Origin of the sequence: Halomonas sp. AOP7-E1-9, from assembly GCF_052376035.1 — a bacterium.
GTDB classification, from domain to species: Bacteria; Pseudomonadota; Gammaproteobacteria; order Pseudomonadales; family Halomonadaceae; genus Vreelandella; species Vreelandella citrativorans.
In genome coordinates this window covers 1-14,395 of record NZ_JBQSVC010000051.1, presented here as the reverse complement: position 1 = coordinate 14,395, position 14,395 = coordinate 1, and the positions used below count along the sequence as shown (strand labels likewise).

Below are 14,395 nucleotides of genomic sequence, written 5' to 3'. Positions count from 1 at the left end.
AATCACCTAGCGGCGAATCGGTGCGAGTCCAGATCAAGTTAGGATCAGACTGCGCGGTCGCAATCCAGCTAAAGTCATCAATGGAGAACACGCCCTTTAAATTCGTGAGCATACCGGTGAAGTGCGACAGGGTATTCACCGCCAGCGTCAGACCGTCAGGCGCTGCAGAACGCACCCGCGACATTTGGCTGGCACCACCACCCCCGGGTGAATTGACCACGGCGATCGACTGGCCTATTTGAGGCTCCAGTGACTCAGCGAGTGTGCGCATAAACACATCAGAAGAGCCACCCGCCTTGGTGTGCATAATCACGCGAACGGTGTCCTGGGGCCACTGGTCGTCACTGGCAGTAGCGATGGAGCCAGTCGCCATCATCGAGATGGTGGCAGCACTGACTAACACCTTAGATAGTGCGTTTCTTTTTTTAGCAAACATGGGCATGCACCTCTTTTTATAGCTATTTTTATAGCGTTATTAAAAACAACTTCGAACTCTATTGCCGTCCAAGGCGCGTCGTTAATTCATAACGCTTCGTTAGCAACATTAAAAACCATCAACTTTCAAACCTACTGGCCTAACTCAACCCTAGCTACCTCACTAATTCGTGATGCAAACTCGGTGTACGCTTCAGGCCCCATCCAAGAGTCCGCAATGCCTGAATTACGTGCATAGGTTTGATAATGTTCTGTCTTCATGGCCTTATGAAAAGCATCGGCAATTTGTTGCTGCGTTTCGATGGGGATACCTGCTGGCCCAAACACACCCCGGACTTGTAACCAACTAGTGTCTACATCAATGCCTTTTTCGGCAAAGGTGGGAACATCGGGGAGGTTTGTTAGCCGCTCATCGGCGATAACACCAAGCCCTTGAATACGTTCTGCATCAAAAAACGAGTTTAAAGCACTAAGATTAGAGACACCCACATCTACATGCCCGCCCATCACCGCCGCAATAATATCGGGCGTACCGTTATAGGCGATCCACTCAAAATTCACATCCGTCGCACTTTCCAGCATTGAAATGGCGATATTCTGTGTTGAACCTCGTGGCCCAAACCCACCGATACTGACTTTCCCTTCTCCCTCTTTAGCACTGTCAATCAACGACTCAATACTATCTATTTCTGATTGATGCTTTGTAAAAACAACATGTACATCTTCTTGAGTAGAGGCAATCCAGGAAAAATCATCCAGTGCAAAAACGCCGTTTAAGTTTGTCAGCATTCCTGTAAAGTGAGATAGCGTATTAATACCAAGTGTTAAACCATCTGGCGCTGCGCTCTTAAGGCGCGACATTTGCGTAGCGCCACCACCGCCAGGAGAATTAATAACCACAATCGGCTGGCCAATTTGTGGTTCTAATGACTCGGCCAAGGTTCTTATGAAAACATCTGCTGAACCGCCCGCCTGAGTATGCATAATGAAACTGACAGGGCCCTGCGGCCAACTATCATCACTTGCGCTCACAGTAGAAAATGGTAAAGCCAACGATATTAATGCGGCGCCAGCCAGTAATTGACGGCGAGCATTTAGCTTATAACGCATAGTAAGCACCTCATTATTTATAATTGTGATAACCACTTTAGTGATACTGGCATAGCTCCAGGTTATCGACCACCAACGATACATTGGGTGTTGGTTAACTTATTGTCTGTCACTTTTAAGGACATCTAGAGAATTCAGTAACGGGACAGAACCTGGTAGCTCGTCGCTTGCCATCACAGTCTTTTGGAGGGATTGACGGTCAGAAAGTGATAGCACGCCGCTAACTAATTCCTGATATTTCTCAAATAGCTCAGGATCACTCAATGGATCCTCGGGATCGCCTTTGCGGGTCTCCTGTAAATGTTGATAGGTGTTTCCATCAACGGTGGTGACGATAATATTGGCCATCCGCTGACGGGGGTATCGGGCCGCAAGGTCCGCACGCTCTGCGACACTCACCTTGGGCATTAAGGCGCGAATGCGGTCATCCTCCAGCACGGGCGGCTCAAAGGCTTGCAGCCTAACCTTGCCCAGCACCAAGAAAGCGGCAATACAGTATTGAATGCTGAAACGCGCTTCTTGGGCCGTGGAAGGCGTTGGACGATTGCACATCGAATAGGTCGCGCCATACCCTTCGATATGAATGGATTCAATGGTTTCCGGCGTTATTGAGGCGGTGGTTTGCAGCGCTTTCAAGCCATCCAGCGCGGGGAAAATATGCCCGCAGCAGCCGTGGTTTTTCACCGTCATGCGAGTAATCGGCGTCCAATCACCGATACCTTCCAGCGCTGCTTCCCAGTCGCCAGTGGAATCGCTGGTGGCAGCTGCAAATCCTTTGTTGGCATGCAGGCTGTCCAGCGATGCGGTTACCCCTTTCGCCGCCGCCATTCCCGCCAATAATCCTGCATCGGCGGCATGCCCAGCATGCAGTGGCTTCGCCATGCCCTCGCCCTGCAAGTTCTGCTGATGACCACCGGCAAAACTACTGGCCAACCCAATAGCGTGACCAATTTGTGCTGCAGTGGCATCGAGCAGCATCGCGGTGGCAACCGCCGCCCCTATGGTGCCCACCGTGGCAGAGGTGTGCCAGAAGCGGTAGTGGCTGGGCTGGATAGCGAGGGAAATGCGGCAGCCCACTTCATACCCGCCAATAATGGCCCGATGAAGCTGCTCACGGGTTGATCGAATATCTTGTGCAACGGCCAATGCCGCCGCAATCGTTGAACTACCGGGGTGATAGCCGCCATCCTTGAAGATGTCGTCGAACTCAACGGTGTGGCTAGCTGTGGCATTTAACAAAGCGGCATAACGTGGCGAACCGAGGCGCCCATCCACATAACAGACCGCGCCGCCCTCTCCACGAGTTGAGGAAAAGGCTTCTGATAGCAGCGTAGCAGGCGCTTGGTTGCACCCCGGCAGCGTCGTGGCGAACCAATCCAGTAGTGCCCGACGAGCGGCCCAATCTGTCTCAGCATTCAGCAGGCGGGTGTTCCAGTGATAAGCAGCCTGGGCCAAGCGTTCAAGCGGGTTGGGCATAGTGTTATTCAAAGCTGGCCTCCTGAGTTGCTCTCTGCGCCAACGCCTATCTCTACATCAGCGCTACTCTGTAAAGGCCCGCTTATGGCGCCATCGGCGATGAGAGCCGCTAAATCCTGCTTTGAATAGCCTAGGCTCATAAGTACCTCGGCAGTTTGCGCACCCACTTTTTGCGGTGGTGAGGTAATGCCACGGGTGCCCTCGGACATACAAAACGCTGACACTGGAACAGTAAGCGCTTGCTTTAGGTCTGAGCTAAGCGGCTGAGCATGCAAGACGCCCCTTGAATGAACATGTGGATCATGCAGTGTTTCTTCTAACTTCCGGATACGCGAAGCGGGAATCCGCCGCTTCTGTAAAAAGGACTCCCAATAATCAGCGGTCATGGTGCTAATGATCTCAGCAATGACTTTTGTTTCCTCTGAGTGACTATCAAGGCGTTGATTATTATTCTGTTTAATCATGTCCTCCCTGCCCAAGGCCGTCCACAAGCGTTTTTGCTGAGTTAAGTTAGAGGCGGCAATCATTAACGGCTGATCAGACGCTTGGTAGCAGCCAATGGTGGCAAAGGGAAAGGTATTGCCTTTGGGTTCTGGTTTTTTACCGTTCCAAAGCAACGCCGTTAAATAGGGGCTGGCGAGCATTAGAGCCGTATCGGACATGGATACATCCACAAACTGACCGTTACCGCCGTTGCGCTCACGTTGGAACAGAGCCGTTGAGATGGCAAACGCAGCCGTGGTGCCGGTGGCATAATCCACCACCGGCGCGCCGCTTTTAAGCGGGCCAGTATGGTGGTCGCCCGTCATTGCCATCATGCCCGAATAGGCTTGAATAACATTATCGTAAGCAGTGAGCTCCCGGCGCGGGCCGGTGCTGCCAAAGGCGGAGATGGAGCAGTAGATCAGCTTAGGGTTGAGCAGTTTCAGGTCGTCGTAACCCAGCCCCAGTTTCTCTAACGCCCCTGGCCGATAGTTTTCGACAAATACATCTGCGGTGGCGAGTAACTTCTTTAACGCCTCACGCCCCTGGGGATTCTTGAAATCAATCGCCACGGCTTTTTTATTGCTGGCTTGGGACATAAAAGCAGTACCTAGCCCCTGGTCATTCAGCGCTCGGTCCGACCCTTGCATTCGTGCTTGGTCTGGGTCGCTAGGCGATTCAACCTTGATCACGTCGGCACCCAGTACAGCCATTTGGTAGGTGGCGAAAGGGCCAGCTAATACGTGGGTAGCATCAACAACACGGATGTTTTCAAACGGGGAAGACATAACAACCTCAATCCACTTATTCATTATTGTTAAACAGCAGCAACACCCTGCCGACTTATCTTCCATTAACAATGCATAAAGAAAGTGGACCTGTGTACTGACAAAACATCAGGTGACGCTTAACAAATGGTTGTTACGCCCCCAGTTGCTGAATTATCAAGGGGCGTAATTTTTTAGTCCGACATCATTCTCTGAAAGGCCCCAGGAAACGTGTTTCACTGGACTTCGTTATGGAAGGATCATCTAAGGCGATGAAGCGCAGTTCGATGGGATGACTGGGGGATGACAAATCATCTCCATCGGCGGTGAGTGCGAGACGGAGGCTACGTGTTTCAAACGCCGCCACCTCGATGGTATCCACTCCCTGCAGGCGAAGTCCTGGCAACCCCGCGGCTGAAACCGCGTAACGATGGGGTTGGCTATCTTGACTGCGCAGCGTCACGTTGTAGTAATTGATAACTCGGCCCTCGGCCGTGCTTTCAAACAGTGCCTGACGGTCGCGGGCAATCTCTACATCAATTGGCACCCGGGCGTTCAAGAAACCGACTAACAGCACCACCATAGAGAGTAAAGCCACCGTATAAGCCAACAGCTGGGGGCGCCAGAAACGCGTCGTTTTACCCTCTAACGAACGCTCCGTGGTGTAACGAATCAGGCCACTCGGTTTATCGATACGCGCCATAACGCTGTTGCAGGCATCGATACACGCCGCGCAGCCAATACACTCGTACTGCAGCCCATCACGAATGTCGATACCGGTGGGGCATACCTGAACGCAGAGTTCGCAGTCGATACAGTCACCGGTTCGAGTTGCCTCAGCGCCCTTTTGAGAAGGGTCGCGGCGTGGCTCACCGCGGGCGGCATCGTAAGAAACAATTAGCGTATTGGCGTCGAACATCGCCGACTGAAAACGCGCATAGGGGCACATATGCAGGCATACCTGATGGCGGAGCCAACCGGCATTGGCCGCGCTTAAGGCAGTATCTGAGAGAAATTGAAGAAACTCACACCGGCCATACGTGCGGACAACCCAGCATAATGCTACGCAATACCCGTGGCGGGCGTATGGCCCTGCCCCCCCGCGATCCAAGACGACTCACGCTGCAAATTGACCCAGAGTGTTTCTAATTATTGGTTTTAAGGTAGATTGAATAGTAAACGCCATCTACCTAATGCCGTTTCCTTCAGTTTCAACACCTCCTTGATGACTTCGAACAGATAGCCTGTAGAACCTTGTCCACTACCGGTGGTGCAGATCAACCGGTCCTGATCATCGAACAGGGAGACAACTGCGCCGCTGTTATCAAACAAGAGGGCCGTCGCCGGCAACATATGCGCCAGCAGACTTGAACCATCATTCGATGAAAACGCCATAATAACTACCCCTGCTGCTGTGCTGTGCTGTGCTGCCAGCTATACTTTATGTGGAATAAAGAGTGACTCCCGCAAGCTTACTTAATCATTGTTGACCAGACTATCGCCTTACGCATAGGGTTTCGACCTAATGCACGACCAATGCCAAATAAGCCCAAATGAAACTAAAAGTGCTTTAACGCAAGTGCTGACGATGAACTAGAGTGTATAAGCTTTTCTGATCCGCTAAACCGTGAGATCAAACGGTTTGACTGAGCACGAGGTAGGTATCCGAGCAGATCAAGAACTCGCTGCTATTGAGCTGAGATTATCAGCGCTTGAGAAGGAAAAGGCCGCCCTTCTTTCCCGGAAGAGCGAGCTGCATCATGCTGCGCACCGACCTCCAGTACCGCTGCTAACCCCCGATCAAAAAACCAGACTGTTCCGGAACCTTTTTCGTGGCAGGCAGGATGTCTATGCGATTAGCTGGCAGAATTCCGGCGGCCGTTCCGGCTATGCCGTTGCCTGTGAAAACGAATGGGCCCCAGGGCTCTGTCAGAAACCCCAGATCAAGTGCGGGGAATGTCCCCACAGAAAGTTCAAATCACTGGACTTCAGTGCAGTATACGACCATCTGTCGGGCAAGCCGGTGGTTGGCCTTTACCCTTTACTACCGGATAGCTCCTGCTATTTATTGGCAGTAGATTTTGATAAAGAGAACTGGAAAGCAGATGGCCGTGCGCTAGCTCAGGCTTGTCGTGATGAAGATATTCCTTATCTTGTTGAGATCTCTCGCTCTGGTGCGGGTGCCCATCTGTGGATATTCTTTTCAGAAGCCGTTCCGGCTTGGTCAGCGAGGACGTTGGGGTTCAAGTTGCTGGATAAAGCCATTTGAGCTCCACTGCAGTGGATCGCGGTGAATCTGAGCCAGGCGCTTCCTCTGTGTTACCGAACAAATGCCCCAACGAGACGTCTAGCCACAGCGCAAGCTTTAACGAGAGCGAATAGGGGCGCTCTGCAAAAGTAATCCGCTGGAGAGAATAACCAAATTAATACTGCATAAATTCCCACCTATGAGATGTTACACCACAGATGTATTGTGGCTATATTCATTTACTCAATTTAAGACCTAAGGGTGTGCCGGCATGGATTACGGATTAAAACGTATCGTTCTTATCGACAGTTATGTGGAAGGCATGGCGTCAGAACTAGATGTCACAGGGCACACCAATATCAGCGGTAGGAACGGCAAAGGTAAAACAAGCTTTCTACGACTAATTCCAATCTTCTACGGTGAAAGCCCCCGTCGTCTGGTGATGGCTTCAGGCAATGGCAATCTGAGTTTCAATGAATTCTATCTTAGCCGCACCGGGTCATACATTGTGTTTGAGTACATGAGCCATGGCGAGCCTCGGATGGCTGTTTTTTGCAACCGAGCCAACGAATCCCGGCACCGGCACATCTTCATCGACTCAAGCTACCGTGAAGATCTCTTCATGGATACTGAGCAAGGGATTATCCACCCCGCCCACTCACTGCTCACCCGGGTAAACTCAGCAAACCTTCACTACCAACTCGTTGAGACAACGCAGCAGTATCGCCAGGTGCTCCTTGATGGGACCGTACCGAAGGCCTATCACTTCAGCATGTGCCCACGAAACAGCCGGATGTCCCAGCTTACGCCCCTGTTTACCGGCATGTTTAAACGAGATGCACAATTCGCGGATCTATCCAAAGTCATTCAAGAATACGCAATGGAGAAACTCGATGAGGAATCCAGGAAAATCCTCAAGAATTTTTCTCCCCACCGTGACCACCTGACAACCACGCTGATTCAATACGATGCCTATCAAGCTCTGCAGAAGATTAAGCCCAAAGCGGACGCTCTCGCGAACACCCTTGAAGAACAACAAGTTGCCCGGCGAAAACTATCGGCCAGCGTTGTCGCCGCCAAAGGGCTGTATTCCGACCTAAAGATCCAAATACACCACCATGAACGGGATATCACTTCCTCGAATGACCTGATTGAGGAAAAGGAAACGGCATACCAGAACGAACTTTCAGAACTAAAGCGCCTGATTCAGAACATTGATGATAAGCGGGGGCCGAAAAACGCCGAAGTCAACCGTATTGAGCGGGAATACAATGTCTACCAGGAGCAAAACTTCCCTGCCTGGGAAGAGAAGCTTAGCAAGCTCGGGTCAAAGAAAGACGAACTATCGGACCTTCGCCAGCAATATCAGGCCCTATCTAGCGCAACCGAGCAAATCCGTAGACCTATCTTGGAACAGATTGACCAGGTTACTCGGCGAGCGGAAGAGAGAACAAAATCGCTGATCAGCAAACGCGAAAAGTTCAATGCCGATTACCAAGGCCAGCGAAACGAACTGACGTCACGTCAGGCTTCAGAGGTCAGGCTACAAAACCAAGATCACCAGTCAGCATTATCTGATCAGCAACAAGACTTGAATGAGACGGATAGTCTGGTCGGGCGCCTAGAAGAGCGCCGAGCCAACCCTAAGCCCTCACCAGAATTAGCGCGACAGTTTGAAGTGGCACAGGATGGCTATGATGAGGCACAAGAGTTCTTTGAAAAGGCGCAAGACGAGAACGGCAATGCCGACGAGGCCTATCGAAACGCTCGCCATCAATACGACGTTGTTGATCAGCGGTTCGAAAAAGCTCGAAATTTCGTTGAAACCGTTGAAGTCGAGCTACAGGATGTCCAGGGACTAATTGATGGCAACGAAGATTCGCTGATTTATTTTCTCAACGAACATAGACCGGGTTGGGAGGACACCCTTGGCCGAATATTGCAGCCCGACATTCTCCGGAAAAACCTTTCCCCTTCCATTGACGAGGAATACCCCGAGGCCCGTAATCTGTTTGGCATCAATATCGATTTATCGAAGCTTCCCGAACAGGAGCTGACGCCTGCTGCCTTATCGGCGCGATGTGAGGAATTGTTACAGACGTTAGAAAACGCGGAGAAAGAGTGTTCTGCGGCCGAAAAGGTCCTGAACACAGCCAACAAGCGCCAGCAAGATGCAAAGCACCGACTTGAAACCGCCAAGCGGGCGTTTAAACAAGCCCGTACTCAGCGCGACGGTGCGCGAGATATGCTTAGTGACATCAAGCACCAAGTTAAGCAATCCATCCGGGAGGCTGGGCTAAAACTGGATACCCAGCTTGCAGATGCTAAAGCTGCACATCAGCAGGCTCAAACCTCTTTGGCAGACCTCAAAACAGCACATGCCCAAGCAGTCGATGCGTTAGCGACATCGCACCAGCAAGCGCTGGAAGACTTCGACAAAGAACACGACGAACGCCTCGCCGAAATCAAGCTCGAAATTGAAGAGACAGCTAACGAACGGGGCGAAGATGTTAGACGCTTGGAGCGCCAGCTTGACCAGAAACTGTCCGGTGTGGGCATCGACCCGAAAGAACTTCAAACGCTACAGACCCGAATTGACAAACTGTCCAAGGAAATTGGCCAGATCCAAGACAAGCAAGTGGCCATCTTGAGCTATCAAACCTTTATGAAGAAGGAATATGCGTCACTGAGCGACCTTAGAGACGAGATTTCAAGCCTTGATAAGGCTAAAAGCCAGCATGTCACTACGCAGAGTCAGCTGAGCAACGCCTGGGAAAATGAACGTTTGACGCTCGACAACAAGATTAAAGAAGCTAAGCGCAAGAAAGCCATCGATGAATCCAATCTCAATGAGCTCGATATTCGCGTTCTGAGCCTGTCAGAAGACTCGGAGTTGTCGGTGAGCGAGAACGACAGCACGCTGGCGCTGTATCGGGAGATGGCACCTCAACAGCTGATTGACGAGTACGTGAAATGGGGCACTAAAGCGGTCGGGCTGCTCAAGGATATGAAAAAGCTCAGCGATGAGATTGCCACGGTTTTTGAGCGATACCCCCTCACGCCCAGCGCACAATACTGGCACGAAGCGGGATCAGGCGGGGATGATTCCGACGAGCGCACGATAAAGCGAGCCAAGGCGGCGGTCGACTACTACAACGGCGGCAAGCACGAGAAGGTTCATGATTCCCTCGTGAAGGGGTTTGGCAACCTTGATCAAATTGATATCTACCGCCAGGCCATGGAGAACTTTGACCAACGCATACGCCGTTTTAACCGCGAGCTATCGGAGCACGTTACCCAATCCCTGACCTTTGAAAGCCTGACGAGTATCGAGCCAACCGTCTCCTTTGCGCTCGATGAGCTGGACTACTGGAAGGACATCAAGGCACTGGCGGATGGCGTCCGAGCCTGGCGGGATGAATCAGGCCTCAACAGCATGCCAAACGAAGACCTGATATTAACCCTAAGAAACTACCTCGACACTTTTGAGGTGTCTCGCGCCAACGTGTCGGTTGAAGACCTTTGGCGCCTGATTCAATTCAGATGCACAATCGTTGAAAACGGTAACCCGAAAACCATTACCGGGAACAAGGATCTTGCTGGAGACGCGAGTGTTTCATCCAACGGCTTGACCTATCTAGTATTGATCGTCGTGTTCCTCGGGTTTGTCGACATGCAGCGCAAAAAACAGCCGGTACACCTCACATGGGCACTCGATGAATTGAGAGCGTTCGACAATGACAACAAGCGTGCCCTCCTCGAACTACTGGGACAGCATGATATTAGTCTGGTGACCGCATGTCCTGACATGGAGGATCGGGAGCTTGGGATGTTTAATCGGGTCTACAAGCTGGAGCCATACAAAGGTGGCCTTCGCTTTGTCCGCTGGACGATGCCTCCGGTGCGGTCAGACGCATCAGCCAACCCCTTCCTTACGGCCACAGCGGAGTAATGACCATGCAAGCAACATTAGCTACGACGAAAAATGCGAGTGGTCGCCCCGATACTTACCGAAGTCTGGTGACCGCTCTGATTGGGGGAGCCGTGATATGCCCGTGGTCGTTCCCGACCGAAGCCCGTCTACTCGAACGGGAGGATATTCAGGAGAAGATCAATGCCTGGGTTGACGACCTTGGCATGGAGTTGGCGGAAACCAGCTCCGGAAACGGCCACTATCTGGTGTACCAAGGCTTTGACTCAACCGTTAAAGCGGTTGCTCGCGGCATATTCACTCGCGTCATGAAAGACCTGCGCTTTTACGTTCGCATGCTTGAAGTGCTCATGAACACGCTCCATGCCGATATGGCGATGGTGGCCGGCGAGGAGCTTCGCTTCCACGACTTTCTCAACCAGGTCAGCCAAAGCCCTAGCTTGCAAGCGCAGCTCAGCGATCTCTCTTCTTCCAAAAAGCACAGCGCCGTTAAGGAGCAGCTTGAAGGCTTGTTCCAACGACTGGTCAAAGATGGCTTGTTGGTAGAAGCCAATAGCAAACACAGCATTTATCAGGTGACCGCTCGGATTGAGTTGATTCAGGACGTGATCATCTTCATTGGCGAAAATGAAAAGCTGTTCGACGCTGAGAGAGAGAATCCGTCCCCTCGCCAAGGGGGGATCACATGAGAAAGAGCGGATTTCAAGAACCGGGCGACAACCATCCCTTGCTCGACTTGCTGAAGCAACTCTACAGCGCTCGCGAGCACGTTGTTGGCGCTTACGAGCGCAGTGGCATTGATATTGATGACCAGTCAATGGCTAAGATAGAGCCGCTCATTAAGGCCCACCTCTTGCGCCGGGAAGGCTACTCGGGATTGAGGCTAAACCAGAAGCTTCAAAAAGTGTTTGATGGCGCTCTGCGCAAAAACCGTATTGCGGCGATCAACACCGACTTGAACTCAGAGCTGCAAGCGGCCGAAATCGCCATGCGACAGCTCCAGGACGTCAAGATGTCTTCACGGATTGAGGATCTTGCACAAGCGCATGACGAAGTGGAACAACACCTGCTATCGATGTACGACATCCTGGATGACAGCTCGACAGCTATCTACAACCGAGTAACCAGCAGCTACGGGATGCAGCGTAACCCCGAGATAAGAAACCGCGAGAATGAAATGTACAATCGCCAGTTGACCCAGCTGGTAGAGAGTTACCATCAGATGCGCAACGGGCTATATGAGGAGCCCTTTACACTTGACCAGGACGTCATGGCGTTTATCGGCAACCTTGATATCCGCTGCATGGAGGTCATCGACCGGATTACCAGAACCCAAAACACCATCCGGGACAACCTTTTCCGCGTTCGGGAACTGGAAGCCCGCACCCGTAAGATTCGAGCCGTCGCAGATCACCTCAGGCAAAGCCCTGGTTTTGAGGCGCTTAACACATGGGATGCCCTGGATCAGCACCCTTATTTAAGGATGATTAGTCCTTTGCCCCTTATAGCCGCGCCTGACCTGTCTGATAGCAGCGTGGAAGAAGCATGCGGCGAACTGGTCGGCAAGCTAAGCGAATCCCTGAAATACCTGAAGCCCAAGGTGCAGCGGAGTGATTCGAGCCTGCGTAGCGCCGAGCAGTTTGAACAAGAGACGCAGATTGCCTCCCTTGACCATTTGGTATTGAGGTTGCTGGCTCAATGTCATAATGCTCAGGCACCCGTTTCCGCTGTCCGGTTCTGGGAGCGAGAGGAGAAACCGCAGGATGTGGCTGATCTGGACACAAGTGAATGGCTGTATGGGCTTGCGCTCTATATGGATTCTGACCCGGCCACACCCACTGGCGGCAAGACCAGCGATTACGCCAGCGTGTATATCGATGCTTACGCGCGGCATTCGCTTTCCGGTACCCACGACCTGTTGGATATCTATCTGTATCCCGCTCACATGGTTCAGCGGGACGTTGCCTCATTAATCTCCGATCGCAAGGCTCGCAAAACGGCATTATCAACATGAAGCTGAATCGCAGCTTGCTGAAACAGGCTTTAAAAGTCGCCCAATCCACAAAGACTCAATTTCCGGTTAATGGCAGCTTCAAGGTCCTCGCCGAGCGTGGACTGGGGCAAATAGTCGGGCATCACTACCGGATTGATAGGCCAACAAGGATGGCACTACGGGAGTGGTTAAAAAATGAAGGCGTTAACTGGATGACGCCGATCTCGAAATTCAATGGAGATCGTATCGACATTGCCCGCCATGTCACCAACGAGAAAACGGCACCCGCCCCGGGGCCAAGCAGCCGTATTCTGATCGCTGCTTTAGGCACTGGCGTCCAGCTAAATGGCCAGCCCCTCCCTTACATGGAAGGAGCCTTCGTTTCCATCCCCAAAGCCGACATACAACACATCGACGCACGGTGCCTGTTGTTAGTTGAGAATAAGCAGGCCTTTGAGTCCCTGTTCAAGGTCCAGGGGGACTACTGCAGAGACGGCATACTAGCGGTCTACCGAGGAGACCCGAACGCCCCTTATGGCCAACAGTGGGTGTGTACAGCTGTTGACGCCTTCGGTATCCCGCTGGCCGCCTATATGGATTTCGACCCCTCAGGGCTGAGCATGGGGCTGAGTTCCGGCGCCTCTAGCCTCCTACTACCCAAACCGGAGGCGCTTTCACACTTGGAAGGGAGTGCACAGGACTTCCGATATCAGCACCTTCAATGGGAAGCGCTTCGGGGTGGTGAGGGATACACAGATGTCCTCGCGCCGTGGGTACATTATTTGGGTCGTCGTAGAGCCAGTTTCACCCAGGAGCGTTTGATTGCCCATAACATCAGACACACGTGGATCGACTTACCGAAGGAAGGACCCGATGACCACTAAAACCGATTTTCACGAGTTTGCCCGCCATGATCGGTATAGAGCCTTCGAGATTCTGCTGTGGTGGGAAGGCACATGTAACGCCTCCGATCTCAGTGCACGGTTCAATGTCCGCCGAGAGAACGTGACGAAGGATATTAAGGCCTATCGCTTGAACCACGGCGAACAGGTGGTTTATGACTCGCTGGCCAAAACCTACAAGCCTTTGCCTGGCTTTACTCCCCGCTATACGTCTGGCCAGATCAGGGAGTATATGGAATTTGTACGGCGTTTTAGTGCGGATGCTCTCCCTCAGGCTACTTCCGCGCCAGGATGGTTGGATTCAGGCCCACGCCCTCATATTGAGCCTGACCCACACCTATTTCGTCTCCTGATACAGGCAATCCGCTACCACCGTCCGATGGATATTCGGTACCGCTCATGGAATCATCCGCACGGCATGGAGCGACGCATTCATCCGCATGCGCTGGCGCATTCTGGCTTACGCTGGCATTGCAGAGCCTATGACGAACGCACCTGCAGCTATCGGGACTTCCATCTAGGCCGGTTTGATAGTTATAACATCGTTGAGGATGAGCATAGCCACTTGGGGGAAGATGATTCTGAATGGCATTCAATGATCGAGCTTGAACTGGTGCCAAACCCTGAATTAACTGAAGGTGAAAAACTACTAGTCAAAGCCGACTATGGCTTATCCAGCGGCGTCCTGAAGGTTACCTGCCGCAGATCAATGGCCCACTACACCTTGCAGAACTACCAGGTTGACCCAGATCTCAATGCCCATAATCAGTTGACTCCCAAGAAAAATCCGCTCGTGCTCAGGAATCTATCAAGCGTGTTAACCGCCTTGTTCGGGCGGCAGTAATAACTTTCTGAGGGACGGAGCCAGCACTTTACGGTCTGTGACACCCGCAACACGAATTAAGTGGAGAAACTGCCCTGGGGCGAAGTGATGTTGCTTGGTGTTTAGCAGTGGTCATAAAGTCGCTCTGTCAGGGTTGGTTGAGTATTCTGAGAGAGCTAGATAGGAAGCTCCCCATCAGCCTATCACTGACAACCACGGCTGTTCAC

General features: G+C 52.1%; 12 protein-coding genes. 6 read left to right on the top strand and 6 right to left on the bottom strand.

Annotated features, from left to right (window positions below; all coding sequences use genetic code 11):
* The 6 genes from ACT3R4_RS17455 to ACT3R4_RS17430 all read right to left on the bottom strand — a co-directional run.
* Window positions 1-436: Bug family tripartite tricarboxylate transporter substrate binding protein (locus ACT3R4_RS17455; protein WP_496201261.1), on the bottom strand; the 436-nt coding region annotated here is incomplete at its 3' end.
* A gap of 131 nt (window positions 437-567) precedes the next feature.
* A complete protein-coding gene (locus tag ACT3R4_RS17450) occupies window positions 568-1,545 on the bottom strand; it encodes a Bug family tripartite tricarboxylate transporter substrate binding protein (RefSeq protein ID WP_496201260.1) in 978 nt (325 codons plus the stop codon).
* A gap of 99 nt (window positions 1,546-1,644) precedes the next feature.
* On the bottom strand, window positions 1,645-3,033 hold the full coding sequence (locus tag ACT3R4_RS17445; protein WP_496201259.1) for an MmgE/PrpD family protein: 1,389 nt from the start codon (window positions 3,031-3,033) through the stop codon (window positions 1,645-1,647).
* Window positions 3,030-4,292 (bottom strand): CaiB/BaiF CoA transferase family protein, encoded by a 1,263-nt coding sequence (locus tag ACT3R4_RS17440; RefSeq protein WP_496201258.1) that lies wholly within the window; start codon window positions 4,290-4,292, stop codon window positions 3,030-3,032. Before ACT3R4_RS17440 ends, ACT3R4_RS17445 begins: the two co-directional genes overlap by 4 nt.
* Window positions 4,293-4,476: 184 nt before the next feature.
* The gene (locus ACT3R4_RS17435) at window positions 4,477-5,382 is read right to left on the bottom strand and encodes a 4Fe-4S dicluster domain-containing protein (RefSeq protein WP_496201257.1); all 906 of its coding nucleotides are present in this window, start codon (window positions 5,380-5,382) and stop codon (window positions 4,477-4,479) included.
* A gap of 47 nt (window positions 5,383-5,429) precedes the next feature.
* Window positions 5,430-5,666 (bottom strand): hypothetical protein, encoded by a 237-nt coding sequence (locus ACT3R4_RS17430; RefSeq protein WP_496201256.1) that lies wholly within the window; start codon window positions 5,664-5,666, stop codon window positions 5,430-5,432.
* Between the two features lie 247 nt (window positions 5,667-5,913).
* Between ACT3R4_RS17430 and ACT3R4_RS17425 the strand changes: the two genes are divergently transcribed.
* From ACT3R4_RS17425 to ACT3R4_RS17400, 6 genes are all read left to right on the top strand, one after another.
* Window positions 5,914-6,540 carry a TOTE conflict system archaeo-eukaryotic primase domain-containing protein gene (locus tag ACT3R4_RS17425; RefSeq protein ID WP_496201255.1) on the top strand — a complete coding sequence of 209 codons (627 nt, stop codon included), beginning with the start codon at window positions 5,914-5,916 and terminating at the stop codon, window positions 6,538-6,540.
* Between the two features lie 250 nt (window positions 6,541-6,790).
* Window positions 6,791-10,471, top strand: coding sequence for an ATP-binding protein (locus tag ACT3R4_RS17420; protein ID WP_496201254.1), 3,681 nt, complete (start codon window positions 6,791-6,793; stop codon window positions 10,469-10,471).
* Window positions 10,472-10,476: 5 nt separating this feature from the next.
* A complete protein-coding gene (locus ACT3R4_RS17415) occupies window positions 10,477-11,139 on the top strand; it encodes a hypothetical protein (RefSeq protein WP_496201253.1) in 663 nt (220 codons plus the stop codon).
* Window positions 11,136-12,464, top strand: coding sequence for a hypothetical protein (locus tag ACT3R4_RS17410; protein WP_496201252.1), 1,329 nt, complete (start codon window positions 11,136-11,138; stop codon window positions 12,462-12,464). Before ACT3R4_RS17415 ends, ACT3R4_RS17410 begins: the two co-directional genes overlap by 4 nt.
* Before the next feature lie 149 nt (window positions 12,465-12,613).
* A complete protein-coding gene (locus ACT3R4_RS17405; RefSeq protein WP_496201251.1) occupies window positions 12,614-13,327 on the top strand; it encodes a DUF7281 domain-containing protein in 714 nt (237 codons plus the stop codon).
* Window positions 13,317-14,189 (top strand): helix-turn-helix transcriptional regulator, encoded by an 873-nt coding sequence (locus ACT3R4_RS17400; RefSeq protein WP_496201250.1) that lies wholly within the window; start codon window positions 13,317-13,319, stop codon window positions 14,187-14,189. Before ACT3R4_RS17405 ends, ACT3R4_RS17400 begins: the two co-directional genes overlap by 11 nt.
* Window positions 14,190-14,395: the final 206 nt, after the last annotated feature.

Bases quoted from the DNA above. Each gene is read 5' to 3' on its own strand.
- ACT3R4_RS17450 (WP_496201260.1), bottom strand. From the start codon at position 1,545: ATGCGTTATAAGCTAAATGCTCGCCGTCAATTACTGGCTGGCGCCGCA.
- ACT3R4_RS17440 (WP_496201258.1), bottom strand. From the start codon at position 4,292: ATGTCTTCCCCGTTTGAAAACATCCGTGTTGTTGATGCTACCCACGTA.
- ACT3R4_RS17430 (WP_496201256.1), bottom strand. From the start codon at position 5,666: ATGGCGTTTTCATCGAATGATGGTTCAAGTCTGCTGGCGCATATGTTG.
- ACT3R4_RS17420 (WP_496201254.1), top strand. From the start codon at position 6,791: ATGGATTACGGATTAAAACGTATCGTTCTTATCGACAGTTATGTGGAA.
- ACT3R4_RS17415 (WP_496201253.1), top strand. From the start codon at position 10,477: ATGCAAGCAACATTAGCTACGACGAAAAATGCGAGTGGTCGCCCCGAT.
- ACT3R4_RS17410 (WP_496201252.1), top strand. From the start codon at position 11,136: ATGAGAAAGAGCGGATTTCAAGAACCGGGCGACAACCATCCCTTGCTC.
- ACT3R4_RS17405 (WP_496201251.1), top strand. From the start codon at position 12,614: ATGGCACTACGGGAGTGGTTAAAAAATGAAGGCGTTAACTGGATGACG.
- ACT3R4_RS17400 (WP_496201250.1), top strand. From the start codon at position 13,317: ATGACCACTAAAACCGATTTTCACGAGTTTGCCCGCCATGATCGGTAT.